The 26,485-nt window shown below is 71.4% G+C and carries 23 protein-coding genes; 3 read left to right on the top strand and 20 right to left on the bottom strand.

Annotated features, from left to right (window positions below; genetic code table 11):
- The first annotated feature begins 23 nt into the window (after positions 1–23).
- Together JAN01S_RS16810 and rarD are read left to right on the top strand one after the other, a co-directional pair.
- Positions 24–785 (top strand): class F sortase, encoded by a 762-nt coding sequence (locus tag JAN01S_RS16810; protein WP_157075582.1) that lies wholly within the window; start codon positions 24–26, stop codon positions 783–785.
- Positions 786–995: 210 nt separating this feature from the next.
- Positions 996–1,931, top strand: coding sequence for an EamA family transporter RarD (gene rarD / locus JAN01S_RS03770; protein ID WP_084360009.1), 936 nt, complete (start codon positions 996–998; stop codon positions 1,929–1,931).
- Positions 1,932–2,160: 229 nt separating this feature from the next.
- On the opposite strand, the gene JAN01S_RS03765 is transcribed toward rarD, so the two are convergent.
- From JAN01S_RS03765 to JAN01S_RS03685, 17 genes are all read right to left on the bottom strand, one after another.
- Positions 2,161–3,165 carry a polyprenyl synthetase family protein gene (locus JAN01S_RS03765; RefSeq protein WP_068313907.1) on the bottom strand — a complete coding sequence of 335 codons (1,005 nt, stop codon included), beginning with the start codon at positions 3,163–3,165 and terminating at the stop codon, positions 2,161–2,163.
- A 4-nt stretch (positions 3,166–3,169) separates the two neighbouring features.
- Positions 3,170–4,735: an NADH-quinone oxidoreductase subunit NuoN gene (gene nuoN / locus JAN01S_RS03760; protein WP_068313904.1), complete on the bottom strand. Its 1,566-nt coding sequence runs from the start codon at positions 4,733–4,735 to the stop codon at positions 3,170–3,172.
- Positions 4,735–6,375, bottom strand: coding sequence for an NADH-quinone oxidoreductase subunit M (locus JAN01S_RS03755; protein ID WP_068313901.1), 1,641 nt, complete (start codon positions 6,373–6,375; stop codon positions 4,735–4,737). The genes nuoN and JAN01S_RS03755 overlap by 1 nt, the downstream gene beginning before the upstream one ends.
- Positions 6,375–8,258, bottom strand: coding sequence for an NADH-quinone oxidoreductase subunit L (nuoL, locus tag JAN01S_RS03750; RefSeq protein ID WP_068313898.1), 1,884 nt, complete (start codon positions 8,256–8,258; stop codon positions 6,375–6,377). Before nuoL ends, JAN01S_RS03755 begins: the two co-directional genes overlap by 1 nt.
- A gap of 9 nt (positions 8,259–8,267) precedes the next feature.
- Positions 8,268–8,567 carry an NADH-quinone oxidoreductase subunit NuoK gene (gene nuoK, locus JAN01S_RS03745; RefSeq protein WP_068313895.1) on the bottom strand — a complete coding sequence of 100 codons (300 nt, stop codon included), beginning with the start codon at positions 8,565–8,567 and terminating at the stop codon, positions 8,268–8,270.
- Positions 8,564–9,331, bottom strand: coding sequence for an NADH-quinone oxidoreductase subunit J (locus JAN01S_RS03740; RefSeq protein ID WP_068313891.1), 768 nt, complete (start codon positions 9,329–9,331; stop codon positions 8,564–8,566). The genes nuoK and JAN01S_RS03740 overlap by 4 nt, the downstream gene beginning before the upstream one ends.
- The gene (gene nuoI / locus JAN01S_RS03735) at positions 9,328–9,948 is read right to left on the bottom strand and encodes an NADH-quinone oxidoreductase subunit NuoI (protein ID WP_068313888.1); all 621 of its coding nucleotides are present in this window, start codon (positions 9,946–9,948) and stop codon (positions 9,328–9,330) included. The genes JAN01S_RS03740 and nuoI overlap by 4 nt, the downstream gene beginning before the upstream one ends.
- Positions 9,941–11,308: an NADH-quinone oxidoreductase subunit NuoH gene (gene nuoH, locus JAN01S_RS03730; protein WP_068313885.1), complete on the bottom strand. Its 1,368-nt coding sequence runs from the start codon at positions 11,306–11,308 to the stop codon at positions 9,941–9,943. The genes nuoI and nuoH overlap by 8 nt, the downstream gene beginning before the upstream one ends.
- Positions 11,305–13,686, bottom strand: coding sequence for an NADH-quinone oxidoreductase subunit G (locus tag JAN01S_RS03725; RefSeq protein ID WP_068313883.1), 2,382 nt, complete (start codon positions 13,684–13,686; stop codon positions 11,305–11,307). Before JAN01S_RS03725 ends, nuoH begins: the two co-directional genes overlap by 4 nt.
- A complete protein-coding gene (gene nuoF / locus JAN01S_RS03720; RefSeq protein WP_068313881.1) occupies positions 13,683–15,005 on the bottom strand; it encodes an NADH-quinone oxidoreductase subunit NuoF in 1,323 nt (440 codons plus the stop codon). The genes JAN01S_RS03725 and nuoF overlap by 4 nt, the downstream gene beginning before the upstream one ends.
- Positions 15,002–15,922, bottom strand: coding sequence for an NADH-quinone oxidoreductase subunit NuoE (gene nuoE, locus JAN01S_RS03715; RefSeq protein ID WP_068313876.1), 921 nt, complete (start codon positions 15,920–15,922; stop codon positions 15,002–15,004). Before nuoE ends, nuoF begins: the two co-directional genes overlap by 4 nt.
- Positions 15,922–17,277, bottom strand: coding sequence for an NADH-quinone oxidoreductase subunit D (locus tag JAN01S_RS03710; RefSeq protein ID WP_068313874.1), 1,356 nt, complete (start codon positions 17,275–17,277; stop codon positions 15,922–15,924). Before JAN01S_RS03710 ends, nuoE begins: the two co-directional genes overlap by 1 nt.
- On the bottom strand, positions 17,277–18,122 hold the full coding sequence (locus tag JAN01S_RS03705) for an NADH-quinone oxidoreductase subunit C (protein ID WP_084360008.1): 846 nt from the start codon (positions 18,120–18,122) through the stop codon (positions 17,277–17,279). The genes JAN01S_RS03710 and JAN01S_RS03705 overlap by 1 nt, the downstream gene beginning before the upstream one ends.
- Complete coding sequence (locus JAN01S_RS03700) at positions 18,119–18,706, bottom strand: NuoB/complex I 20 kDa subunit family protein (RefSeq protein WP_068313870.1); 588 nt, start codon at positions 18,704–18,706, stop codon at positions 18,119–18,121. Before JAN01S_RS03700 ends, JAN01S_RS03705 begins: the two co-directional genes overlap by 4 nt.
- 16 nt (positions 18,707–18,722) lie before the next feature.
- Positions 18,723–19,085, bottom strand: coding sequence for an NADH-quinone oxidoreductase subunit A (locus JAN01S_RS03695; RefSeq protein WP_068313867.1), 363 nt, complete (start codon positions 19,083–19,085; stop codon positions 18,723–18,725).
- Between the two features lie 78 nt (positions 19,086–19,163).
- A complete protein-coding gene (locus tag JAN01S_RS03690; RefSeq protein ID WP_068313864.1) occupies positions 19,164–20,474 on the bottom strand; it encodes a geranylgeranyl reductase family protein in 1,311 nt (436 codons plus the stop codon).
- A gap of 106 nt (positions 20,475–20,580) precedes the next feature.
- Entirely contained in the window at positions 20,581–21,273 is a 693-nt protein-coding gene (locus JAN01S_RS03685; RefSeq protein ID WP_068313861.1) for a demethylmenaquinone methyltransferase, read from the bottom strand.
- A 41-nt stretch (positions 21,274–21,314) separates the two neighbouring features.
- On the opposite strand from JAN01S_RS03685, the gene JAN01S_RS03680 reads away from it, so the two are divergent.
- Positions 21,315–22,616 (top strand): isochorismate synthase, encoded by a 1,302-nt coding sequence (locus JAN01S_RS03680; RefSeq protein WP_068313859.1) that lies wholly within the window; start codon positions 21,315–21,317, stop codon positions 22,614–22,616.
- 203 nt (positions 22,617–22,819) lie between these two features.
- On the opposite strand, the gene menD is transcribed toward JAN01S_RS03680, so the two are convergent.
- Genes menD through JAN01S_RS03665 form a run of 3 tightly spaced genes read right to left on the bottom strand, consistent with a single transcriptional unit; the run spans position 22,820 to position 26,405 of the window.
- The gene (gene menD, locus JAN01S_RS03675) at positions 22,820–24,565 is read right to left on the bottom strand and encodes a 2-succinyl-5-enolpyruvyl-6-hydroxy-3-cyclohexene-1-carboxylic-acid synthase (RefSeq protein WP_068313856.1); all 1,746 of its coding nucleotides are present in this window, start codon (positions 24,563–24,565) and stop codon (positions 22,820–22,822) included.
- Between the two features lie 41 nt (positions 24,566–24,606).
- Entirely contained in the window at positions 24,607–26,055 is a 1,449-nt protein-coding gene (locus JAN01S_RS03670) for a hypothetical protein (RefSeq protein ID WP_068313853.1), read from the bottom strand.
- A complete protein-coding gene (locus tag JAN01S_RS03665; protein ID WP_068313850.1) occupies positions 26,052–26,405 on the bottom strand; it encodes a hypothetical protein in 354 nt (117 codons plus the stop codon). Before JAN01S_RS03665 ends, JAN01S_RS03670 begins: the two co-directional genes overlap by 4 nt.
- Between the last annotated feature and the right edge of the window lie 80 nt (positions 26,406–26,485).

Genomic DNA, 26,485 nt, shown 5'->3' with positions numbered 1-26,485 from the left:
CCTGACATGACAGGGTGAACCCCATGCAGCGCTCCCACCGCGTCCGCCCCGGCCTCCTCGCCGCTTCCGTCGCGCTCGCCCTCGCGCTCGCCGGCTGCAGTGGCGACGGCGCGGACACCGGCACGAGCACCTCTGCTGCGTCGGACGGCTCCACGACCACGTCGGACGCTGCGTCCACGACGTCCTCGTCCTCGAGCACCTCCACGCCCTCCGACACCTCGACCGTGTCGGGTGATCCGGACCAGTCACCGGACCCGCAGGTCACGGTCACGCCCGCCGGTGACGAACCTCAGTCCTCGGCCCAGGCGAAGGCGGGCATGGCCGCGGCCGATGCCACGGCTCCCGCCACGCGGATGCGCATCCCCGCGGTCGGCCTGACGACCCAGATCGAGCCCCAGGGGCTGCGCGGTGGCAAGGTCAACCCCGCCGCAGGCCAGGTCATCTGGTTCACCGGGTACGACCGGGCGCGACCGGGTGCCGTCGGCACGACCGTCGTCGCCGGCCACGTCATCGCCAACGGCCGGGCCGACGCCTTCGCCGCCCTCGAGCAGCTGTCGAAGGGGGACGGAGTCGTCCTCGACTACCCCGGCGGAGAGAAGCTGCGCTTCGAGGTGACGAGCACGCGCATCGTCGACAAGGACGAGCTGACGACCAGCAAGGAGGTCTGGGGCGACAACGACGACACCCGCCGGGTCGTCCTGATCACCTGTGACGACGAGCTGGGGTTCCGCACCGACGGCCACCGCAAGGCCAACTTCGTCGCGGTCGCCGAACTCCCCGGCTGACCCCCCTTCGTCGTCCGCCTCTGCCTTCCTCGCGCGGACTCTGCGCTCCTCGCCCGGACTCTGCATTGCCCTATGGAAGTGCAGACTCCCTACATCAAGACGGCGCATCTGCCCGGGCGCCTGCGCGCCCCCACGCGCATCTCCCCGGGCGCCTGCGCGCCGTCCGCCCCTGCCGCGGGGCGCTGACCGGCCCGGAGTAGCCTCGTCCTCGTGATTCGCGATCGCGACGTTCGCGGTGTCATCGCCGCGTGGCTCGCCTACGGCATCTGGGGACTGTTCCCCCTCTACTTCCACGCGCTGCGGCCGGCCGGCGCCGAGGAGATCCTCGCCCACCGGATCATCTGGACCTTCCTGCTGTGCGTCATCGTCCTCCTCGTGCGCTCCGAGCTGGTCCTGCTCGCCAAGCAGCTGCGCGGACGGTTGGCGCTGGGCGTCGGCATCGCCGCCTACCTCATCGCGATCAACTGGTTCGTCTACGTCTACGCCGTCGGCACCGCGCGAACCAACGAGGCCGCGCTCGGGTACTTCCTCAACCCGATCGTCACCGTGGCGCTCGGCGTCCTGGTGCTCGGGGAACGCCTGCGGCGGCTGCAATGGATCGCGGTGGGCATCGGCGCGGTCGCTGCGCTCTACCTGACCGTCGCCGGCGGTGGACTGCCGTGGATCTCCCTCGTGCTCGCGGGCTCCTTCGGCGGGTACGGCCTGACCAAGAAGCGGCTCGGCGCCAGTCTCCCCGCGCTGCACTCACTCTCGGCGGAGACCGTCTTCATCCTGCCCCCGGCCGTGGGTCTCGTGTGGTGGCTGACCGCGCAGGGCGACTCGACCTTCACCACCGACGCCCCGTGGCACCCGCTCCTGCTCGTCTCGGCCGGCGTCGTCACCGCCGTCCCTCTGATCCTCTTCGCCGAGGCCGCCCGACGCATCCCGCTCGTGACGATCGGGCTGATCCAGTTCATCACCCCGGTGCTCCAGCTCATCGTCAGCGTGACCCTCCTCGACGAGCACCTCGAGCCGGCGAGATGGGTCGGCTTCGGCATCGTCTGGGTGGCGTTGGCCTGCCTGACGGTCGACTCGGTGCGGGCCGCCCGCCGCCGCCGACCGGCACCCGACGAGTGCGAGTCACTGGAGCCCGTCGAGCCCGTCTGACGCCCTGGCCACCGCGCCCTGGCCGCATCACGTGACTCGCGGGCACGACGACACGTTGGGGACTTCGTGCCGTGGACTCCGCCGAGATCTTGGGGAGCAGGGCCATCGACGCGGGTGTGCATGTCGTCGTACCCGTGAGTCACCACGGGATCGTGGGGCGTCGGGTCCGACTCGGGGCAGTCCCGGGCAGCAGGGAGCAGGGGGCCCAGCGAGGAGCGAAGGGAGCGGGTCAACCCACCCGGTGGACGACACCCTCCATGAGGGCGACGAGCGCCGTCTTGGCGTCGCTGTCGGGCAGCGAGGAGAGAGCCTCGACCGCCTCGCGGCCGACGGCGAGGGTCTCCTCACGGGCAGCCGCCATGGCGGAGTGGGGCCGCAGCAGCTCCAGTGCCCGCTCGACCCGCTCCGGCTCCTTGAGCTCCGAGCGCAGCAGCTCCTGCAGCTCGGCGTCCGCCGGGTCGGTGGAAGCGAGCGCGTTGAGCACGGGCAGGGTGCGCTTGCCCTCGCGCAGGTCGGTGCCGGGCGTCTTGCCCGTCTCACCCGACTCGCTCGAGATGTCGATGAGGTCGTCGGCGAGCTGGAAGGCGACACCGAGGCGCTCGCCGTACTCCGTGGCCATCTGCACGACCTCGGGGCTGCAGCCGCCGTACATCGCGCCGTAGCGGGCTGCCGTGGCGACGAGCACGCCGGTCTTGTCGGCGAGCACCCCGCGGTAGTACTCCCTGGGGTCCTGGCCCTCGGGGCACGGCCGGTCGTCGCGGATCTGACCCGAGCAGAGCCGGATGAAGGTCTGCGCCTGGATCTTCACGGCGTCGGCACCCAGGTCGGCGATGATGTCCGACGCGGTACCGAAGAGCAGGTCGCCGACGAGGATCGCCGTCGAGTTGCCGTACAGCGCGTTGGCGCTCGGAGCACCGCGGCGCAGGTCCGCCTCGTCCATGACGTCGTCGTGGTACAGGCTCGCGAGGTGGGTCAGCTCGACCCCGGCGGCGGCCGCGACCACGTCGTCGTTGATGCCCTCGCCGAGCTCGGCCACGAGCATGGTGAGCATCGGCCGGAACCGCTTGCCCCCCGCCTTGGCCAGGTGGAGGTTGGCCTCGGTGATGAAACCGTCCTCGTTGCGGGTGCGCTCGACGATGAGCTCCTCCACCTGCTGCAGGCCGGCGGTCAGGCGCGCGGTCAGGTCGGTGCTCGCCTCGGGCAGGGCGAGCACCGGCGGGGTGGAGCTGGTCACGTGGTCACCTCGTGATGAAGATGCTGGACTGCTCGGCGAGCTCGAGCAGCGGGCCCGGGAAGACACCGAGGGCGATCGTAACGATGACGCCGACGACGATGACGGCCAGGGACAGCGTGGCGGGCGAGGCGGCGGTCACGTCACCGCTCGGCTCGGTGAAGAACATCAGCACGATGAGGCGGATGTAGACGAAGGCGGTGATCGCCGACATGAGCACACCGATGACGACGAGGACGACGCCGGAGAGCCCACCGTGCTCGATCGCGGGCATGAAGGCCGCGACCTTGGCGGTGAAGCCGGAGGTCAGCGGGATGCCCGCGAAGGCGAGCATGAGCAGCGCGAAGGCCGTGGAGATCCACGGGTGCCTACGCCCCAGACCGGCCCACTGCGACAGGTGCGTCGCCTCCGCGTCGCGCTCGCGCACGAGGTTGACGATGGCGAAGGCGGCGATCGTCGAGATGCCGTAGGCGACGACGTAGAAGAGGACGCCCTCGACGGCACTGCGGTCGAAGCTGACGAGCGCGACGATGATGAACCCGGCGTGCGCGATCGAGCTGTAGGCGAGCAGGCGCTTGATGTCGGTCTGGGTCACCGAGAGCACGGAGCCGACGACCATGGTCAGCGCGGCGATGACGACGACGCCCATCCGCCACTCCCACCGCGTGGTCTCCAGACCGACGTACAGCAGGCGCAGCAGCGCACCGAAGGCGGCCGCCTTGGTGCACGCGGCCATGAAGCCGGTGACCGGGGTCGGCGCGCCCTGGTAGACGTCGGGGGTCCAGGAGTGGAAGGGCACGGCGCCGACCTTGAAGAGCAGGCCGACGATCACCATGACGACGCCGGGGAGCAGCAGCCCCTCGAACTCGCCCGTCGAGGTGCTCGCCGCAGCGGCGATCTCCGGCAGCCCGATCGAGCCGGCGTAGCCGTAGAGCAGCGCCGCGCCGAAGAGGAAGAAGCCGGATGAGAAGGCGCCGAGCAGGAAGTACTTGAGCGCGGCCTCCTGCGACAGCAGGCGACGACGGCGCGCCAGACCCGACATGAGGTAGAGCGGCAGCGACAGCAGCTCCAGCGCGACGAACATCGTCAACAGGTCGTTGGACGCCGGGAAGAGCAGCATGCCCGCGAGGGCGAAGAGCGCCAGCGGGAAGACCTCGGTCGTCGACCACCCCTTGCGCGCGGCCTGGGCCTCGAGGTCCGAGCCGGGTGCGGCCGCGCCCATCGGCGTGAACGCATCCGCCGTGTCGCCGCCGAGCCGGTCGGCCATGACGAGCAGACCGAGCAGACCGAGGACGAGCAGCGCGCCCTGCATGAAGCGCGTCGGCCCGTCGACGGCGACCGTGCCGCCGACGGTGACCCCGGCCTCGTCGCCGATCATGAAGAGCAGCGCGCCGAGGGCGAGGAGGATGGTGACGACGGAGACGCCGACCTGCGCGAGGTGCTTCGACCCGCGCGGGGCGAAGGCCTCGACGAGCACCCCGACGAAGGCCCCGACGAGGAGCACGATCATCGGCGAGAGCGCCCAGTAGCTGATCTCGACGGCCTCGAAGGCCGCGGGGACGGTGGGGGGCATCAGTGGTCACTCCCGGAGGTCGAGCCGGCGTCGGCAGGCACGGACGGGGTCGTGTCGGAGATCCCGACGATCTGCAGCGTGCGCTCGACGGCGGGGTTGAGCGTCTCCAGGACGGGCCCGGGGAAGAAGCCCAGCACGATGAGCACGGCGATGATCGGGGCCACGACGGCCTTTTCGCGCAGGCCGAGGTCGGGTACCGCGGCCGCGAGGCGAAGGGGGCGGCGCCCCTCGTCGATGTCGTTGCGGATGTAGGGCAGATCCGCGTCGGACGAAGCCGCGTCCTGCGCCTCGGCCGTCCCGATGACGGGCGGCGAACCGGTGAAGATCCGCTTGTACATCAGCAGGACGTAGATGGCCGCGAGGACGACGCCCCAGACGGCCAGCGCCGTGGCGACCGGGTAGCGCGACCACGTGCCGGCGATGACGAGGAACTCCGAGACGAAGGTCGACAGACCGGGCAGGGACAGCGCCGCCAGGCCGGCGACGAGGAAGCTGCCCGCGAGCACCGGGGTCGTCCGCTGCCAGCCGCCGTAGTCGTCGATGCGCTTGCTGCCGCGGCGGGCGACGAGCATGCCCGCGATGAGGAAGAGCGCGGCGGTCGCGAAGCCGTGGTTGACCATGTAGAGGTTGCTGCCGGCCTGCGAGACGGACGTGAAGGCGAAGATCCCCATGACGATGAAGCCGAAGTGGCTGATCGAGGTGAAGGCGATCAGGCGCATCATGTCGCGCTGACCGATCGCGAGGATCGCGCCGTAGAGGACCGAGATGACCGCGAGGGTGATGACCACCGGGGTCGCCCACTGGCTCGCCTCGGGGAAGAGCTGCAGGCAGAAGCGGATCATGCCGAAGGTGCCGACCTTGTCGAGCACGCCGACGAGCAGTGTCGCCACGGCCGGACGGGCCGCGGTCGCGGCATCGGGCAGCCACGTGTGCACCGGCCACATCGGGGCCTTGACCGCGAAGGCGATGAAGAAGGCCAGGAAGAGCCAGCGCTCGGTGGTGCCACCGATCTCGAGGCCGGTGAGGTTCTCGAGGAGGAATCCGTCGGAGCCGCCGGGGCCCTGCAGGTACAGGGCGATGACGCCCACGAGCATGATGAGCCCGCCCGCGAGGCTGAAGAGGAGGAACTTCACCGCGGCGGCCTGGCGGCGCTCACCGCCGTACATCCCGATGAGGAAGTACACCGGGATGAGCATGGCCTCGAAGAAGACGTAGAAGAGGAAGACGTCGGTCGCGGCGAACACGCCGACCATGAACGGCAGAAGCAGCAGCAGGAGGGCGAAGTAGCCCTTGTGCCGCGCGCCGCCCTCGGGGACGTCGTCCCACGCGGCCAGCAGACAGATCGGCATGAGCACGAGCGCCATGAGGATGAGCGCGAGCGCGATGCCGTCGACGCCGAGCGCGTAGCTGACGCCGAGCTGCGGGATCCACTCGTGCTGCTCGACCATCTGGAACTGCTCACTGCTGCCCCGGGTGAAGCTGGTCGCCGTGGCGACGACGCCGATGACGAGGGTGAGCAGGGCGACGCCGAGCGCGATCGGCCGGGCGAGCGCGGAGCTGCGCGAAGGGAGGGCCGCCACGGCGATCGAGCCGAGGAGCGGCACGACCATGAGCAGGGTGAGCCAGGGCATGTTGTCCATCAGTTGATCACCCACAGGGCAGCGAGGAAGACGACGACGCCGGAGAGCATCGTCAGGGCGTAGGTGCGAGCGAAGCCGTTCTGCGCACGCCGCAGCCAGGAGGAGCTCCACTCGATCGAGCGGGAGAGTCCGCCGACGCCGCCGCCGTCGATCCCCTCACCGTCGACGGAGACCAGGCCCCGGGTGAGGGCCATGCCGGGCCAGTGCAGCAGGGTCGAGTTGAGCTCGTCCTGGTAGAGGTCGCGCCGGGCGGCCTGCGTGAGGACGGAGCCCTCGGGCGCCACCTCGGGCACGTCGCCACGCCCGTAGACCAGCCAGGCCCAGACGGCACCGATGGCGACGACGACGAGGGTGCCGCCCATGAGCACGGGGATCGGCAGGACGGGCTCGTGGTGCTCGACGTGGCCGAGCACCGGCTCGAGCCAGGTGGTGATCGGGGCGACCGTGGCCAGCACGAGGCCGAGGACGGCGGAGCCGACGGCCAGCACCATCATCGGGACGGTCATCGTCAGGGGCGACTCGTGCGGGTGCACGTCGTCGGTCCACCGGCGCTTGCCGTGGAAGGTCATGAAGAACAGGCGCGACATGTAGAACGCGGTGATGCCGGCGCCGATGAGCGCGGCGAGTCCGAAGACCCACGGACGCCAGCCCTCGCCGACGAAGGCGGCCTCGATGATCTTGTCCTTGCTCCAGAAGCCGGAGAAGGGGGGAACGCCGAGGATCGCGAGCCAGCCCAGGCCGAAGGTCACCCAGGTGATCTTCATGAGGGTCGAGAGCCCACCGAAGCGGCGCATGTCGACCTGGTCGTTCATCCCGTGCATCACCGAGCCGGCTCCGAGGAACATGCCGGCCTTGAAGAAGCCGTGGGTGATCAGGTGGAAGATCGCGAAGGCGTAGCCGACCGGCCCGAGGCCGGCGGCGAGCATCATGTAGCCGATCTGGCTCATCGTCGAGGCGGCCAGCGCCTTCTTCATGTCGTCCTTGGCGCATCCGACGATCGCCCCGTAGACGAGGGTGATCGCACCGACGATGACGACCGCGAGCTGCGCGTTGGGCGCCGCGTCGAAGATCGTGTGGCTCCGCACGACGAGGTAGACGCCGGCGGTGACCATCGTCGCGGCGTGGATGAGCGCCGAGACCGGGGTCGGGCCGGCCATGGCGTCACCGAGCCAGGACTGCAGCGGGAACTGCGCCGACTTGCCGCAGGCGGCGAGGAGCAGCAGCAGGCCGATGGCCGTCAGCGTGCCCTCTCCAGCACCACCCACCGCACCGTCGACGGCCGCGAAGTCCAGCGTGCCGAAGGTGGCGAGCATGACCGACATCGCGAGGAGCAGGCCGACGTCACCGACCCGGTTGACGATGAAGGCCTTGTTGGCCGCCGTGGCGTAGGCCGGGTTGTGGTTCCAGAAGCCGATGAGCAGCCAGGACGCGAGGCCGACGCCCTCCCACCCGACGAAGAGCAGCAGGTAGGAGTCGGCGAGCACGAGGACGAGCATCGACGCGACGAAGAGGTTGAGGTAGGCGAAGAAGCGCCGCTTGTCGGGGTCGTGCTCCATGTACCCGAGCGAGTACACGTGGATGAGCGACCCGACGAAGGTGATGAGCAGGACGAAGGCCAGCGACAGGGGGTCGACGAGCAGGCCGGCCGTCACGTCGATGCTGCCGGCGGGCACCCAGTCCCACAGCTCGACCCGACCGGAGCGCTCGGAAGCGTCCGTGCCGAGCATCGCGACGAAGATCGCCGCGCCGACGAGGAAGGAGCCCCAGGACAGGGCCGTGGCGAGCAGCGGGCCGAAGGAGTCGGTGAGGCGGCCACCGAGCAGCAGCAGCGCCGCGCCGAGGAGCGGCAGGGCGACGAGCAGCCAAGCGAGATCCGTGAGCAAGGTGGCTCCTTACAGCTTGAGCAGGTTGGCGTCGTCGACCGAGGCCGACCGGCGGGCACGGAAGACGGCCATGATGATGGCCAGTCCGACGACGACCTCGGCGGCGGCGACGACCATGACGAACATGGCGATCACCTGGCCCTCGATCGTCCCGTGCATACGGGCGAAGGTGACGAAGGCGAGCGAGGCGGCGTTGAGCATCAGCTCCACACCCATGAAGACGACGATCGCGTTGCGTCGCAGCAGGACGGTCGCGCTGCCGATGGTGAAGAGGATGACCGCGAGGTAGATGTAGTTCATCGGGTTCATCGCTCCTGCCCCCCTTCGGTCGTGGTCTCGGCATCCTCGAGCTGCGTGTACCGGGTCGGGGTGGTGACCTGGTCACGGGCGACGAGCACCCGGTTGAGCGAGAGCTCGGAGATGCTGCCGTCGGGCAGCAAGGCCGGGGTGTCGACCGCGTTGTGGCGGGCGTAGACACCGGGGACCGGCAGACCGGCGAGGTGCTTGCCCTCGCGGAAGCGCTTCTCCATCCATTCCTTCTGCGTCGGCTTGGCGATGATCCGCTCACGGTGGGCGAAGACCATCGCGCCGAGGGCGGCGACCGTCAGCAGGCCGGCCGTGACCTCGAAGAGCCACACGTACTTGCCGAAGATCAGGTAGGCGATCGCCTCCACGTTGCCGGGGTCGGCGTTGACCTCGGCCAGCGACGGGTCGCCGGAGTAGCTGACCCGACCGATGGCGCCGAAGAGCAGGGCGACACCCGCGACGGAGAGCAGCAGGGTGAGCAGCCGCTGCCCCTTGAGCGTCTCGACGAGCGAGTCGGAGTGGTCGACGCCGACGAGCATGACGACGAAGAGGAAGAGCATCATCACGGCGCCGGTGTAGACGAAGATGTGCACGACCCCGAGGAAGTCCGCCTCCTGCAGGAGGTAGAAGACGCCGAGGACGATCATCGTCGTCACCATGCCGATGGCCGCGTGGACCGCCTTGCGGGCGAAGAGCAGGGCCAGGGCGCCGGGGACGGCGACGGCACTGAGGACCCAGAAGACGACGGCCTCACCGGTGCCGGTCATCGGACCTCCTCCGTGGTCTCGGCGCTCTCGTCGGCCGGGGCGGCGTGCTGCTCGAACCACCGACGCTGCTCGTCGGTGGCCGCCGTGACCTTGCCCTGGTAGTAGTCGCGCTCCTCCATGCCGTCGACCATCGGGTGGGGCGCGGGCAGCATCCCCTCCTGCATCGGGGCGAGCAGCTGCTCCTTCGTGAAGATCAGGTCGGCGCGGTTGTTGTCCGCCAGCTCGTACTCGTTGGTCATCGTCAGGGCCCGCGTCGGGCAGGCCTCGATGCACAGGCCGCAGAAGATGCAGCGCAGATAGTTGATCTGGTAGATGTGCCCGTACCGCTCGCCGGGGCTGAAGCGCAGCCCCCGCTCGTCGTCGTTGTCGCCGCCCTGGACGAAGATCGCGTCCGCGGGGCAGGCCCACGCGCACAGCTCGCAGCCCACGCACTTCTCGAGCCCGTCGGGGTGCCGGTTGAGCTGGTGGCGCCCGTGGAACCGCGGCTGGGTGGGCCACTTGACCTCGGGGTACTCCTGGGTGGCGACCTTGCGGAACATCGTCGCGAAGGTCACGCCGAACCCGGCCACGGGGGCGAAGAGCTCGGAGAAGAACCCTCCCTGGGAATCGTCAGCCACGCTGCTCCTCCTCGGTCGCTGGCTTGGTGTCGATCGCGGTCGCGCCGCGCCCCTCGACGAGGCGCTGCCCGGGCAACGGTGGGACGGGATAGCCCTCGGCCCAGGGGTCGACCTCGGCCGGCGTCTGCGCGGCCTCCTCGGCCGCCTTGGCGCGCTGCTCGACCTTGGTCTCCCAGATCCACGTCGCGCCGAGGACGATGGCGCCGAGGACGACGACGATGATCAGGGACGAGACGGGCAGCTCCAGGCCACCCAGGGCCACGGTGCCGTCACCGAAGAATCCGGCGTCGGCGCCGCGGATGAAGGCCACGGCGATGACCCACGCGACGGTGACGGGGATGAGGAACTTCCAGCCGAAGCGCATGAACTGGTCGTACCGGGTGCGGGGCAGGGTGCCGCGCAGCCAGACGAAGAAGTACATGAACATCCACAGCTTGATGGTGAACCACAGCAGGCCCCACCAGCCGGTGTTGAACATGCCGTCGCCGATCGCGGCGATGCCGGGAGGCGCCTGCCAGCCGCCGAGGAAGAGCGTCGTGGCGAGCGCCGAGACGGTGAACATGTTGATGTACTCGCCGAGGAAGAACATCGCGAAGCGCATGCCCGAGTACTCGGTGAAGTAGCCACCGACGATCTCGCCCTCACCCTCGGCGAGGTCGAAGGGCAGGCGGTTGGTCTCGCCGACCATCGTGATGACGTAGATGACGAAGGAGACGCACGCCGGGACGATGTACCACAGGTCGGCCTGGGCGGCGACGATCTCGCTCGTGCTCATCGAGCCGGCGTACATGAAGACGGCGACGAGGGCCAGGCCCATCGCGATCTCGTAGGAGATCAGCTGGGCGGTCGCGCGCAGGCCACCGAGGAGCGGGTAGGTCGACCCGGCCGACCAGCCGCCGAGGACGATGCCGTAGGCGGCGACACCCGCGACCGCGAGGACGAGAAGGGCGGCGACCGGCAGGTCCGTCAGCTGCAGTGGCGTGTGGTGACCGAACATCCAGACCATGCCGCCGAGCGGCATGATCGAGAAGGCGACGAAGGCCATCGACGCGAAGATCACCGGGGCGATCGTGAAGATGAAGGCGTCGGCGCCCTTGGGCCGCACGTCCTCCTTGAGCATCGACTTCATGCCGTCGGCGAGGGTCTGCAGCAGGCCGAAGGGGCCGTTGCGGTTGGGGCCGGGACGCTGCTGCATCCGGCCGATGACCCGTCGCTCGAACCAGATGACGAGCAGCACCGACACCAGCAGGTAGACGAAGAGCAGCAGCGCCTTGACCAGCGTGAGCCACAGCGGCGTGTCGCTGAAGTCGGCTGCCACCGGCTTGTCCGCAGCAGCGACGAGGAGCGAGAGCCCGGTCATGCCGCACCACCCTTCGTCACGGAGACGATCGCTCCGGCTGCTCCGGCGAGGCTGCGCAGGTCACAGCTCTCGGAGTTGGTCGGCAACCACACGACGTGGTCGACCATGTCGTGGATGAGCACGGGCACGGTGACCCGCACGTCGTCGGCGCTGACGGTGACCAGGTCGCCGGCGGCGACCCCGATCTCCTGGGCCGTGACCGGCGAGAGCAGGGCGCGCGGCGCCTTGGCCGTGCCGGCGAGGAAGGGCTCGCCGTCCTGCATCGAACCCTTGTCGAGCAGGTGGCGCCAGGTCGCGAGCACGAGCTCGCCGGCACCCGGCTGCGGGACGGCGGCGCGGCGGATCCGCAGCGGGTAGCCCGAGGCGGTCGGGGCCGGCGTGGCCTCGAGCGAGCGGCGGGCCTCGGCGACGGTGCGCGTGCCGAGGAACTCGCCCATCTCGTCGGCCAGCATGTGCAGCACGCGGTGGTCCGCCAGGGCCGTCGTCGCCAGCGACCGCTCGAAGGGCCGCACGCGACCCTCCCAGTTGACGAAGGCACCCTCGCGCTCGGCGTGCGGGGCGACGGGCAGGACGACGTCGGCGTGCTCGGTGACGCTGCTCGGCCGGATCTCGAGGGAGACGACGAAGGCGCGCTCGACGGCCTCACGTGCCCCGGGCAGGCCGAGGTCGTCGACGTCGACGCCGCCGACGACGAGGGCACCGAGGCGGCCCGAGGCGGCGCCGGCGATGATGCCGGCGGTGTCGAGACCGTCCTCACCGGGCAGGCAGCCGGCCTCGATCGCGCCGCGCTCCCCCGCCCGACGCGGGACCCAGGCCAGCCGCGCGCCCGTCTCGCGGGCGAGCTCGGCGGCGGCCGCGAGGGCGCCGGGGACGGTGGCGAGGCGCTCGCCCACGAGGATGATCGGTCGCTCGCCCCGCAGCGCGGCGTGCGCGGCGGTCAGCGGGTCGGTGCGCTCGCCCGGGCCGATCTCGCCGGTGAGGGCGGAGATGACCTCGGTCTCGGTACCGGGGGCGGACGGGATGAGGGTGCCGCCGAGCTTGTCGAGACCGCGGGTGGCCAGCGGCGCGACGGAGTACACGGCGGTCTTGGCCTTGCGGTAGCCCTTGCGCAGGCGCAGGAAGAGGATCGGGCTCTCCTCCTCCGGCTCCAGGCCGAGGAGGAGCACCGAGCCGGCGCGCTCGATCTCCTCGTGGGTCACGCCGCCCGTCTCGGGCGTGGTGCCCGCGACATGGCGCAGGAGGAAGTCGCGCTCGTCCGCCGAGTGCGGACGCGCGCGGTGGTCGATGTTGTCGGTGCGCAGCACCGAGCGGGCGAAGGTCGCGTAGGCGTGGGCGTCCTCGACGCCCACTCGACCGCCGACGAGCACACCGTGCTCCTGCGCGGCGCGCAGGCCGGTCGCGGCGGCGTGCAGGGCCTCCTGCCACGAGACGACCCGCAGGTCGCCCCCTTCGTCACGCACCATCGGGAACTCGAAGCGGTCACCCAGGCTGGCGTGGGTGAAGGCCCAGCGGCCCTTGTCACAGTTCCACTCCTCGTTGACCTGCGGGTCATTGCCCGCCATGCGCCGCAGGACGGTGCCGCGGCGGTGGTCGGTGCGGATGGAGCACCCGTCGGCGCAGTGCTCGCACACGTCCGGGGTCGAGACGAGGTCGAAGGGGCGCGAGCGGAACCGGTACGCCGCGCCCGTCAGGGCACCCACCGGGCAGATCTGCACGGTGTTGCCGGAGAAGTAGGACTCGAAGGGCTGCTCCTCGTAGATACCGACCTGCTGCAGGGCACCCCGCTCGACGAGCGCGATGAAGGGGTCGCCGGCGACCTGGTCGGAGAAGCGGGTGCAGCGCGCGCAGAGCACGCACCGCTCGCGGTCGAGGAGGACCTGCGAGGAGATGTTGATCGGCTTGGGGTAGGTGCGCTTGACGTCCTCGAAGCGCGAGGTGGCCCGGCCGTTGGTCATCGACTGGTTCTGCAGGGGGCACTCGCCGCCCTTGTCGCAGACGGGGCAGTCGAGCGGGTGGTTGATGAGGAGCAGCTCCATGACGCCCTGCTGCGCCTTGTCGGCGACGGCCGAGGTGTGCTGGGTGCGCACCTGCATGCCGGGGCTGACCGTCATGGTGCAGCTGGCCTGCGGCTTGGGCATCGGCTTGACGTTGCCCTCGCGGTCGGGCGTGGCCACCTCGACGAGGCACTGGCGGCAGGCGCCGACCGGCTCGAGCAGCGGGTGGTCGCAGAAGCGCGGGATCTCGATCCCGGCCTGCTCCGCCGCGCGGATGACGAGGGTGTTCTTCGGGACGGAGACGGCGACCCCGTCGATGGTCACGTCGACCAGCTCCGGCGGTGTCTGCCCCTGGGTCTGCTCAGGCTTGTCCGTGACGCTCATGCGGTCACCATCGTGTTCTGCTCCTTGGCGAAGAGCGTCGAGGCGGCGGGCGGGAAGAGCTCCGCGGCCGGCGTGTGGCAGCCGGCCTCGAACTCCTCGCGGAAGTACTTCACCGCCGAGGTGATCGGGCTCGTCGCGCCGTCACCGAGGGCGCAGAAGGAGCGGCCCAGGATGTTGTCGCAGATGTCGACGAGCTTGTCGATGTCCTCGGGGGTGCCCCGGCCGTGCTCGATGCGCTCGAGGATCTGGGCGAGCCACCACGTGCCCTCGCGGCACGGGGTGCACTTGCCGCAGGACTCGTGCTTGTAGAAGTCGGTCCACCGGCTCACCGCGCGCACGACCGAGACGGTGTCGTCGAAGATCTGCAGCGCGCGGGTGCCGAGCATCGAGCCGTTGGCCGCGACGGACTCGAAGTCGAGCGGCACGTCGAGGTGCTGGTCGGTGAAGATCGGCGTGGACGAGCCACCGGGAGTCCAGAACTTCAGCGGGTGGTTGGGGTCGCGCATGCCGCCGGCCATGTCGATCAGCTCGCGCAGCGTGATGCCCAGGGGCGCCTCGTACTGGCCGGGGTTCTTCACGTGCCCCGAGAGGGAGAAGATGCCGAAGCCCTGCGACTTCTCGGTGCCCATGTCGGAGAACCACTCGGCGCCCTTGCGCACGATGACGGGCACGGAGGCGATGGACTCGACGTTGTTGACGACCGTCGGTCGGGCGTACAGACCGGCGACCGCGGGGAAGGGGGGCTTGAGACGGGGTTGTCCGCGTCGCCCCTCGAGGGAGTCGAGCAGCGCGGTCTCCTCGCCGCAGATGTAGGCGCCGGCGCCGGCGTGGACGGTGACGTCCAGGTCGAAGCCGGTGCCCATGATGTCCTTGCCGAGGTAGCCGGCCGCGTAGGCCTCCTCGACCGCGCGCAGCAGGCGGCGGTAGACGTGCACGACCTCGCCGCGCAGGTAGATGAAGGCGTGGTTGCAGCCGATGGCGAAGCTCGTGATGGCCACGCCCTCGACGAGGAAGTGCGGGGCCGCCATGAGCAGCGGGATGTCCTTGCACGTGCCCGGCTCGGACTCGTCGGCGTTGACGACGAGGTAGCGGGGGCCGCCGTCCGGCGGGGGCAGGAAGCCCCACTTCATGCCGGTCGGGAAGCCGGCGCCGCCGCGGCCGCGCAGGCCGGAGTCCTTGGTCGCCTGGACGAGGTCCGCCGGGTCGCCCTTGAGGGCGTCACGCAGCGCGGCGTAGCCGTCGTTGTCCTCGTAGGTCGCCAGGGTCCACGACTGCGGGTGGTCCCAGAACTTCGTGAGGATCGGGGTCAGCGTGGTCACGTGCGGTCCTCCCCTTCGAGGCTCGTCCCTCGCACCCCAGGACGGCGCTCCGCCTGCTCCTGGGCGTCCTGCCCACCGGGCCGCTCGTCGGGCTCGTTGGCCGGGGTGTCGATCGAGTCGTGCTGGCCTGCGGCCAGGCCGTCGACGGACTGGCCGGCGGCGTCGGGTGCGGTGTCGGTCGCGGTGTCGGCCGCGCCCTCCTCACCGGGAGCGGTCCACCCTTCGCGTCGCGCCAGCTCCACCCCGCGAAGGGAGGCGGCTCCGGCCCCGACGCCCTCGTCGGCGAGTCCGTCGGAGAACCCGGCGAGGACGCGGGAGACCTGCTTGAAGGTGCAGACCCGGCTCGGACCGCGCGTCGGGGCGACCGGTGCGCCCGAGCGCAGGTCGTCGACGAGCCGGAGGGTCGAGTCCGGGGTCTGGTTGTCGAAGAACTCCCAGTTGGTCATGACGACCGGGGCGTAGTCACAGGCGGCATTGCACTCGATGCGCTCGAGGGTGATCTTGCCGTCCTCGGTCGTCTCGTCGTGACCGATGCCCAGGTGCTCGCTGACGGTCTCCCAGATCTCGTCGCCGCCCATGACCGCGCACAGCGTGTTGGTGCAGACGCCGACGGTGTAGTCGCCGTTGGGGTGGCGCTTGTACTGGGTGTAGAAGGTGGCCACGCCCGAGACCTCGGCCGTCGTCAGGTCGAGGGTGCGGGCGCAGAAGTCGATGCCACGGCCGGTGATGTACCCGTCGACGCTCTGCACGAGGTGCAGCAGCGGCAGCAGGGCCGAGCGCTTCTGCGGGTAGCGGGCGATGACGGCCTCGGCGTCGACCGACAGCTGCTCGAGCACGTCCGTGGGGTATGGCTCCTTGCTCTCCGAGGGCACGTGCAGGTGCCCGGAGGCGGTCTGCTCACCAAAGTTGGAGGACATCAGCGGTCCACTCCTCCCATCACCGGGTCGATGGAGGCGACGGCGACGATGACGTCGGCGAGGTTGCCCCCTTCGCACATGGCCGCGACGGCCTGCAGGTTGTTGAAGCTCGGGTCCCGGAAGTGGGCCCGGTAGGGGCGGGTGCCGCCGTCGGCGACGACGTGGCAGCCCAGCTCCCCCTTCGGCGACTCGATCCCGACGTAGGCCTGGCCGGGCGGCACCCGGAAGCCCTCGGTGACGAGCTTGAAGTGGTGGATGAGCGACTCCATCGAGGTGCCCATGATCTCGCGGATGTGGTCGAGGCTGTTGCCCTGGCCGTCGCCGCCGACCGCGAGCTTCGCCGGCCAGGCGATGCGCTTGTCGGCGACCATCGTCTCGCCGGGGTTGCGCTGCAGCTCGTCGGTGACCTGCTCGATGATCTTCAGGCTCTCGCGCATCTCGTCGAGGCGGATGCACAGCCGGTCGTAGGCATCGGCGCCGGTACGGGTGATGACCTCGAAGTCGTACTTCTCGTAGCCGCAGTAGGGCGTGAGCTTGCGCAGGTCGTGCGGCAGGCCGGTCGAGCGCAGCACCGGGCCGGTGATGCCCAGAGCCGTGCAGCCGGTGAGCGACAGGACGCCGACGTCCTTGGTGCGGCCCTTGAGGATCGGGTTCTCCAGCAGGAGCTTCTCGAGCTCGCCGATGCCCTTGCGCACCTGCGGGACCATCTCGCGGATCTTGTCGATCGCGCCGTGGGGCAGGTCCTGGGCGACACCGCCGGGACGGATGTAGGCGTTGTTCATCCGCAGGCCGGTGATGTTCTCGATGACCGACAGGATCCGCTCACGCTCGCGGAAGCCGATCGTCATGATCGTCGTCGCGCCCATCTCCATGCCGCCGGTGCCGAGGCAGATCAGGTGGCTGGAGATGCGGGTGAGCTCCATCATGAGCACGCGGATCGCGCTGGCCCGCTCGGGGATGTCGTCGGTGATGCCCAGGACCTTTTCGATCGCGAGGCAGTAGGCCGCCTCCTGGAACATCGGGGTGAGGTAGTCCATCCGGGTGCAGAAGGTGACCCCCTGCGTCCAGGTGCGGAACTCCATGTTCTTTTCGATGCCGGTGTGGAGGTAGCCGATGCCCGCGCGGGCCTCGGTCACCGTCTCGCCGTCAAGCTCGAGGATGAGCCGGAGCACGCCGTGGGTCGAGGGGTGCTGCGGACCCATGTTGAGGATGATGCGCTCCTCGGGGTTCATCCCGAGCTCGCCCATCTCCTGATCCCAGTCACCGCCCTGGACGTTGACGACGTGGCCCTCGGCGAGGTCGTCGGCGCCGGGCGTGGCGTGCACTCCGGCCGGGTGCGTCTGCGTGCGAGCCATCAGTTGTACGACCTCCGCTCGTCGGGCGGCGGTACGGTGCCGCCCTTGTACTCCACGGGGATGCCACCCAGCGGGTAGTCCTTGCGCTGCGGGTGCCCGGCCCAGTCGTCGGGCATGAGGATGCGGGTGAGCGCCGGGTGTCCGTCGAAGACGACGCCGAACATGTCCCAGGTCTCGCGCTCGTGCCAGTCGGCGGCCGGGTAGGTGCCGACGACGCTCGGGATGTGCGGGTCGCTGTCGGGGGCCGTGACCTCGACCCGCAGGCGGCGCCCGCCGTGGGTGATCGACAGCAGGTGGTAGGCGACGTGCAGCTCGGCGCCTACGTCCTGCGGGAAGTGCACGCCCGAGACCGACATGCACATCTCGAAGCGCAGGTCGGGGCGGTCGCGCAGGGCGCGCATGACGACCGGCAGGTCCTCACGGCGCACGTGCAGGGTCAGCTCGTCGGCGTGGACGACGACGCGCTCGAGCAGGTCACCGCCGGTCGCGTCGGCGAGCCGGTCGACGACCTCGTCGTACCAGCCGCCGTAGGGGCGCTCGGCCGCACCGGGGAAGGCGATGGTCCGCTGCAGGCCGCCGTAGCCGGAGGTGTCCTGGCCCGCGGTGGAGCCGAACATGCCGCGTCGCTGGTCGCGCACCACGGGGGCGTGCTCGGGGTCGACCTCGCCGTCGGCGGGCTCGCCCTCGACGTTGGAGTACTCGACCGGGCGGTTGCCGCCGGTGAGGCCCTCGGTGGAGGGGAAGCCCTTGTTGGCCGTGCCGCCGAGGCCCGGACCCTGGGGGTGGACACCCTCGGGCCGGGGCTGGTCGACCTGGCCCTCTGCGGGCTTGTCGGCGTCGCTCATGCCAGCAGGTTCCTTCCGAGCAGGCCCTCGTGGTCGTGCGTCGGGGGCTGCAGCTCCGTCGGGGTGGCGCCGAGCGCCGCCTTCTCCGCCGCGCGGGCGGCGGCGACGCGGTTGACGCCGAGCGGGGTGCTCTGGATCTGCTCATGCAGGGTGATGATCGCGTTGAGCAGCATCTCCGGCCGCGGCGGGCAGCCGGGCAGGTAGATGTCGACCGGGATGATGTGGTCGACGCCCTGGACGATCGCGTAGTTGTTGAACATGCCGCCGGAGCTGGCGCACACGCCCATCGAGATGACCCACTTGGGGTTGGCCATCTGGTCGTAGACCTGGCGCACGACGGGGGCCATCTTGTTGCTCACCCGGCCGGCGACGATCATCAGGTCGGCCTGCCGCGGCGTCGCGGCGAAGCGCTCCATGCCGAAGCGGGCCAGGTCGTAGTGCGGTGTCCCGACGGCCATCATCTCGATGGCGCAGCAGGCCAGGCCGAAGGTGGCCGGCCAGATGGAGGCCTTGCGCATGTAGCCCGCAAGGTTCTCCACGGTCGTCAGGGCGATGCCCGCAGGCAGCTTCTCCTCGATACCCATGTCAGATCCGTCCTCGTCAGTCCCACTCGAACCCACCGCGACGCCACACGTAGGCATCGGCGATGAAGAACGCGTTGAACAGGAAAAGCACCACGGCACCGAGGGTGAAGGCCCCGAGCTCGTCGAAGGCGACGGCGAAGGGGTAGAGGAAGAGCGCCTCGATGTCGAAGATGATGAACAGCATCGCGGTCAGGTAGTACTTGACCGGGAAGCGGCCGCCCTCGGCGGCCTGTGGCGTGGGCTGGATGCCGCACTCGTAGGCCTGTGCCTTGGCTGCGTTGTACCGGGCCGGGCCGGCCACCAGGCTCGTGCCGACGGACACGAGCGCGAAGCCGAGGCCGAGCGCGAAGAGGATGAGCAGCGGGATGTACGGGTTCATCGCTGCGCCTCGCTTTCTGAAGTGTGATGCACGCCATCCCCGATCCTAGAGGTGATCCGGGCCACGTCGACAGTGGGCTCAGGCATTGGGAGCCACCTTGGTCATGAGCTGGACGAGCCGGTCGTCGAGACCGCCGCCCTTCTCCTCCGGCAGGTTGGCCATGAGCTTGAGCATGAACTTCATGAGGGTCTGCCGCGGCAGGCCGTACTTCGTCGCCAGGCGCATGATCTCCGGCCGACCGATGAGCTTGGCGAACTGCGCACCGAGGGTGAAGTAGCCGCCGTGCATGGCCTTCATCCGGTCGACGTACGACAGGAGCACCCGCTCGCGGTCGGCCGCCGTCGGGCGGGCCAGTGCCTGGACGATCGTCTCGGCCGCCGCGTGGCCGGCCTCGAGGGCGTAGTCGATGCCCTCGCCGTTGAAGGGGTTGACCATGCCGCCGGCGTCGCCGACGAGCATCAGGCCGTCGGCGTACAGCGGCTGGCGGTTGAAGGCCATCGGCAACGCGGCCGCGGTGATCTCGCCGGTGATCGTGCCCTCGTTGATGCCCCACTCGGCCGGCATCGTCTCGACCCACCGCCGCATGACGTCCTTGTAGTCGGTGCGACCGAAGGCCTCGGAGGTGTTGAGCACGCCGAGCCCGATGTTGGAGCGCCCGTCCCCCAGCCCGAAGAGCCAGCCGTAGCCCGGCATGAGGATGCGCCCCCCTTCGGGCGTCGTGGACCACAGCTCGAGGTGGCTCTCGAGGTACTCGTCCTCGTGGCGCGGCGTCTCGTAGTAGGCGCGCACGGCGACGGCCATCGGCCGGTCCTCGCGCTTCTCGCGGCCCATCTTCACCGACAGCCGGGAGGAGACGCCGTCCGCCGCGACGACGACGGGCGCCCGGTAGGTCTCGCGCTCCCCCGTCGCGCGACCGCGCTCGTCGACGACCTTCGCGACGACGCCGACGATCCGGCCCCCTTCGTCACGGATCGGCTCGGACACGTTGCGGCCCTCGAGCAGCTCCGCGCCACTCGCCGCCGCGTGGCGGGCGAGGACCTCGTCGAGGTCCGCACGGGCCCGGACCATGCCGTACCCGGGGAAGGAGGTGACGTCGGGCCAGTCCAGCTGCAGCCGCATGCCGCCGCCGATGATCCGCAGGCCCTTGTTGTGCGCCCAGCCGTCGGTCTCCGACAAAGGGATGCCGAGGTTGATCAGCTGACGCACCGCGCGGGGCGTCAGGCCGTCGCCACAGATCTTGTCGCGCGGGAAGCGCGACTTCTCCAGCAGGACGACGTCCTTGCCGGCCTTGGCCAGCCACGCGGCGGTGGCGCTACCGCCGGGTCCGGCACCGACGACGATGACGTCGACGTCACGGTCTCCGTCGGCCGCGGGCAGTGCAGTGGTCACGAGTGTTTCCTCAGCTGCTTGTGAAGGATTTCACGATCGCCCGGCAGCGTACTTCCCAGTAGGAGAGGCGCGTCACCAAGGGTGACCTAACCTGAGCGAAGGGGGTCTACGCCTTGGTCGCTCGGTGCAAAGCCACGACTCCACCCGTCAGGTTGCTCCACTCCACCTCGCCCCAGCCCGCGGCCGCGATGCGCTCGGCGAGCGGCTGCTGGGCAGGCCAGCTCTGGATGGACTCGGCGAGGTAGACGTAGGACTCGGGGTTGGAGCTCAGCCGGCGCGCCACGGGCGGGAAGGCCGCCATGAGGTACTCGGAGTAGACCGTGCGGAAGACGCGGTTGGTCGGCTGGCTGAACTCGCAGATGAGCAGCCGCCCACCCGGGCGCGTCACCCGCAGGAACTCGCGCAGGGCGACGTCGGGCTCGACGACGTTGCGGAAGCCGAAGGACATCGTCACCACGTCGAAGGACGCGTCGGCGAAGGGCAGTCGGGTCGCGTCGGCGGCGGTGAAGTGCAGGTGCGGGCTCTGCTTGAGGCCCTGGCGCAGCATCCCCAAGGAGAAGTCGGCCGAGGCGACCTGCGCACCCGCCTGACGCAGCGGGATCGACGACGAGCCGGGACCGGCGGCGATGTCGAGGATGCGCTCCCCCGGCTGCGGGTCGATGGCGCGCACGACCGCCCGGCGCCACAGCCGCGTCTGACCCAGCGACATCACGTCGTTCATCAGGTCGTACTTCGCGGCGGTCTCGTCGAACATCGCGGCGACGTCCTTGGGGTCCTTCTGGAGGGTGGCGCGGCTCATGTGCTCATCTTCGCACCCGCGGTCGTAGGCTGTTGCCCGACATGAGCTCACCATCGCCCGCCGCCGAACCCGCGCCCGTCGGCACCCCGCACCCCGCGTTGGTCGTCCGTACCGTCGCCGTCCCCCTCCCCCGCGTGAGCGACCTGCTCGCCCTGCTCCCGGAGCCGCAGGACGCCGGTGACGTCGTCTCCTGGGTGCGCAAGGGCGAGGGCTTCGTCGGCTGGGGCCGGGTCGCGACCTTCCGCGCCACCGGCGCCGACCGCTTCGAGCGGGCCCAGCAGTGGTGGCGCGAGGTCACCGCCGAGGCGATCGTCCGCGACGACGTCGACGAGCCGGGCACGGGACCGATCGCCTTCGGCTCGATGGCCTACTCCCGACGCTCGACCACCGAGTCGGTCCTCGTCGTGCCCGAGGTCGTCGTCGGACGCCGGGGCAACCTCGCCTGGGTCACGACGATCACCACCGACGCGACGGTGCCGCCCGCGGACGAGCCACTCACCCGCCAACCCGCCCCGGCCGACCCGGGCGAGGTGGTCTTCGCCGACCGCGACCTGACCGCCGACCAGTGGGCCGGAGCCGTCGAGGAGGCCGTCGCGCGGATCAACGCCGGCCGGCTCGACAAGGTCGTCCTCGCTCGCGCCGTGCAGGCCAGCGCCGGGCGACGGATCGACCCCCGCTGGCTGCTGCGCCGGCTCACCCAGGACTACGACACGACGTGGGTCTTCGCCGTCGACGGCCTCGTCGGCGCCACCCCCGAGATGCTCGTGCGACTGGAGCGCGGCCTGGTGACCTCGCGCGTGCTCGCCGGCACGATCCGCCGCACCGGTGACGACAGCCACGACCTGGCCCTGGCCGGGTCCCTCGCGCGCAGCAGCAAGGATCTCGAGGAGCACGAGTACGCGGTGCGCTCGGTCGCCGACGCCCTCGCCGAGCACACCTCGTCGATCAACGTGCCGGAGTCCCCCTTCGTCCTCCACCTCAACAACGTCATGCACCTGGCGACGGACGTCGCCGGTGTCGTCGATGACCGGTCGACCTCGCTCGCGCTGGCCGCGTCGCTCCACCCCTCGGCCGCGGTGTGCGGCACCCCGACCCACGACGCCGACGACGTCATCGCCGAGCTCGAGCAGATGGACCGCGGTCGCTACGCGGGACCGGTCGGCTGGATGGACGCCTCGGGCGACGGCGAGTGGGGCATCGCGCTGCGGTGTGGCTGGTACGAGAGCGCGCAGTCGCTGCGCCTCTACGCCGGCTGCGGCATCGTCGCCGGCTCCGTGGCGGCCGACGAGGTCGCCGAGTCGGTGGCCAAGCTGCTGCCGATGCGCACCGCGCTCGGCGGCTGAGCTCGCGCGGCCCGCTCTGGCTGCGTCGGGCGCAACCCGGCAGTGGCCGGGAAAGCGTGGCCGGGCCGGGAAAGCCGGGCGGGGCCTGGATCCCCGGGATGGGCCGGCTCGTGTCCCGGCCCATGCGCGGTAGCCCGGCCCACCGGGGGCAACCCGGCCCACCCGGGCGAGCGGGACCGTCAATCCCAACGGGACGGACCGGTTCAGCCCTCCCCTGCCAGGGCATCCCTGACCACCGCGCGCACCCGGGCCGCGTCGCCACGTCGAGCAGCGCCGTCGACGACGACCCGGACCACCCGGATGCCGGTGCTCGGGCGCCGCACGAGGTCGGCCAGCTCGTCGACGGAGGTCGCGGTCGTCGCGGGCACCCCGTGCGCGGCGCACAGCACCTCGATGTCGGTGCCCGTGGGTGTGGTGAACAGGCGTCGCATCGGCCCCGCGAGCTCGTCGGCGCCGTACTCGAGCGTGCCGAAGATGCTGCCCCCGTCGTCGTCGACCACGATGATCGTGAGGTCCGGGCGCGGCTCGTCCGGCCCGATGAGCAGGCCGTTGGCGTCGTGGAGGAAGGTCAGGTCGCCCATCACTGCCACCGTCGGCGCGGTCCGCGACAGGGCGAGCCCCACGGCGGTCGAGACGCACCCGTCGATCCCCGCCAGGCCGCGGTTCGTCACGACCTCGACGTCCTCGCGCACCCGCGGCAGCTGGCCGACGTCACGGGCGACGCTGCTGCTGCCCAGGAAGAGCGCGGCCCCCTGCGGCAGTGCATCGTGGACCGCCCGGGCCACACCCGGACCGTCGAGGGCGTCGGACTCGGCCGCGTGTGCGGCGAGGGCAGCGGCGACCCGCGCGCCGGCGTCGAGCCAGGTGCGGGCGAAGGGGGTGACCTCCCGCCCTTCGCCCTCCACCGCCAGCGCCGCGAAGGGATGGACCGCCGCCGCGGTGTGGGTGGCATCGGCCCAGCCGGATGCTCCCGGCTCGCCCGTCGTCACGACCTCGACGCGCAGATCCGCCCGGCGGGTGAGCGCAGGGACCGAGCGACCGAGCGTGGGGCGCCCCACGAGGACCACCCGCGCGGGCAGGTGCGCGTCGACCCAGTCGGTCGCGGTGAGCAGGAGGTCCCCGTGCGGCAGGACGAGCGGGCTCGTGCCCGGGCCCGGCTCGGCGACGACCGGGGCACCGTGGTGGGCGGCCCACGCGAGCGCGGCGGCGCGATGCTCTGCGGTGGGCAGCTCGCCGAGCACGACGAGGGTGCCGCTGTCCTGGGCCAGCGGGACGGCGTGGCCGGCCGTGACGGGGAGGGGCTGCGGGAGCGTCGCCCACGGCACGCCGTCGGGTCGTCCCGCGAGCGCTGGGGATGCAGCGCCGGCCGCGGGGGTGGCGGGGCTCGACGTGCTCGGCGCGAGCGGATCGCGGTAGGGCAGGTCGAGGTGGACGGGCCCGGCGCACCCGGGACCACCGAGCGCGCCCGTGGCGGCGGCGACGGCACGGGCGGCGGAGGTGCGCCAGGCGGCGGCCTGCCGCTCGGGGTCGCTGGGCGTCTCCAGCTCGAGGGCCAGCCGGACGTGCTCGCCGTACATGCCGGGCTGGTCGGTCGCCTGGTTGGCGCCGACCCCGCGCAGCTCGGGTGGGCGGTCGGCGGTGAGCAGCAGCAACGGCACCGCGCCGTGGTGCGCCTCGAGCACGGCCGGGTGCAGGTTGGCCACGGCCGTCCCGCTCGTGGTGATCACTGCGGCTGCGGTGCGGGAGGTCTTGGCCAGGCCCAACGCGACGAAGGCGGCGCTGCGCTCGTCCACCCGCACGTGCAGCCGCAGGCGCCCGGCGGCCTCGAGCTCGTGGGCGGCGTAGGCCAGCGGTGCCGAGCGCGACCCGGGGCACAGGACGACCTCGCGCAGCCCGAGGCGCACCAGCTCGTCGAGGAGCACGCGGGCGCCGGCGGTCGAGGGGTTCACTCGGCCGATCCTGCCACTGCGGCGTCACGGGCCCATGGACCTCACCTCCGCTCGATGTCGTAATCGGTCGTCACCGTGGGCACCTCCCGCCCGACGAAGGGGGCGGCCCCCGCCCGCCACGCAGCGATCGAGGGGTCCTCGCTCGCGTCGACGAGACGCGCGGTCTCGGCGTAGCGGTCGTCGTCGTGGGCCTGGGACGCCCGACCGTCCGGGCCGAGGTCGTCGGCGAGGGAGCGCTCGATCGTCACCCAGGTCTCACGGTCCGGGTTGTCGGCGCCCTCTAGCCCGGGCACGAGGTCCTCGGTGTGCTCCAGGCTCAGCACTGATACCTCGTCGGGGACGGCGAGCGAGGCCACGGGCGCACCGCTCGTCACCACGTGGGTGACGCCGAGCCGCCGGCGGAAGGCCGGGTCCGCCGCAAGCGCCGCCGCGGTGAGCCCGCCCTGGCTGTGCCCGGCGAGCAGGACACGCGGCGGGCCCGTGTCGCCCGCCCGGCGCCGGGCATCGTCGACCGCGTCGACCACCGCCTGCATGATCTGCACCCGCCGGCCGGCGAGGTGCAGCACATTGCTCGTCATGTCGAAGGGGTTGGTCCCGGCCTCCGGGCTGAAGGTCTGCGTCCCCGGCACGTCGACGACCCACGCCCAGGACCCGTCGGGCTGCGGGATGCCGGTGACCCGCACCCGCGAGGCGCCTGAGGTCGGACCGTCACCGGCGACGAGGTCGGCGACGCCGCGTGGAGCCCGACCCGTCGCGCTCGGGTGCGGCGTCAGCCGGGCTCCTCGGCCCGACTCGTCGAGGACGACGCCCCGCGTGGCGGCGAGGACGACGCCGAGTGCCTCCTGCTGGGTGCGCGGTGGGTAGGGCACGCCCACCCGGCCGCTGCGCCACGCGAGCCATGCCCCGAGGGCGGGCACTCCCTCGCCGAGCCCGAGGAGCAACCCGTCGAGACCGTCCGCGGCCGCGGGCACGAGCCACGGGTGGTCGTGGAGGATCTCGTCGACCTCGCGGCCGAGTCCGAGACCGACCGCCAGCGCGGCGTCCCGGCCTCCCGGGACGGAGAGGACGACGGCCGCGGCGGGCGCCAGCACCAGCCCCCCGGCGAGGAGCGGGGGACCCAGGGTGCGCCCCACCCACCGGCCGGCACCCGTCGCGATGCTGTCCGCCAAGGCTTCGACGGCGGTCTCACCGGCGCGGTAGGTGCGCACGGCGGCGGTCGTCGCGAGTGCCGTCGCCACGACATCCGTCGCGGCTGCGGCCACCCCGGTCGGACCGGAGCACCCCAGCAGGGCCAGCTCCACCTCGACGAGCTCCAGAGGCGCGAGCAGGCCCGCGAGCACGAGCCGCGGATCGGGGGCCACGGCCCCGATCGAGACGGCGATCTCGCCCAGCTCGGTGCCCAGGACGCCCAGCCGGGCGGCCGAGTCCTCGAGCTCGGTGAGACCGACGGACAGGCCGGCGACCCCGCCGGTCACCTCGATGCCACTCACGGCCGCCGTCCCGCGTGGAGGAGCCCCGCGTGCAGGAGTCCCGTGTGCAGCACTCCCGGCCCCAGCCCGACCGTCAGGTCGACCGTGCCGATGACGTCGAGCCGCGCCTGCACCGTGACCGCCAGCTCCCGGACGAGGCCGGCGGCCCGCCGCACGGCCGCCGCGAGCGCGGCGATGTCGTCGGCGTGCTCCGCGACCCGGTCGCGGTGCAGGTCGGCGGCCACTCCCTGCCAGCTCGTCGCCGTCGCGACGCGGACCTGCGCGGCGCACGTGTCGAGCCTCCCGGCGCAGCGCTCCAGCCGGACGGCCAGGTCGGTCAGCTCGGCGGGGAGCAGGGTGTCGATGTCCATGCCTCCACCCCACCGCGTCGCGGCCCGGTGCGAGCGGGGCTCCTCGCCGCTGTGCACGGCGACGCGCTGGCGCCGGCGGG

Source organism: Janibacter anophelis NBRC 107843 (assembly GCF_001570945.1).
GTDB classification, from domain to species: Bacteria; Actinomycetota; Actinomycetes; order Actinomycetales; family Dermatophilaceae; genus Janibacter; species Janibacter anophelis.
The sequence above is the reverse complement of the archived record's forward strand: the minus strand, read 5'-3'. Positions and strand labels throughout refer to the sequence as shown.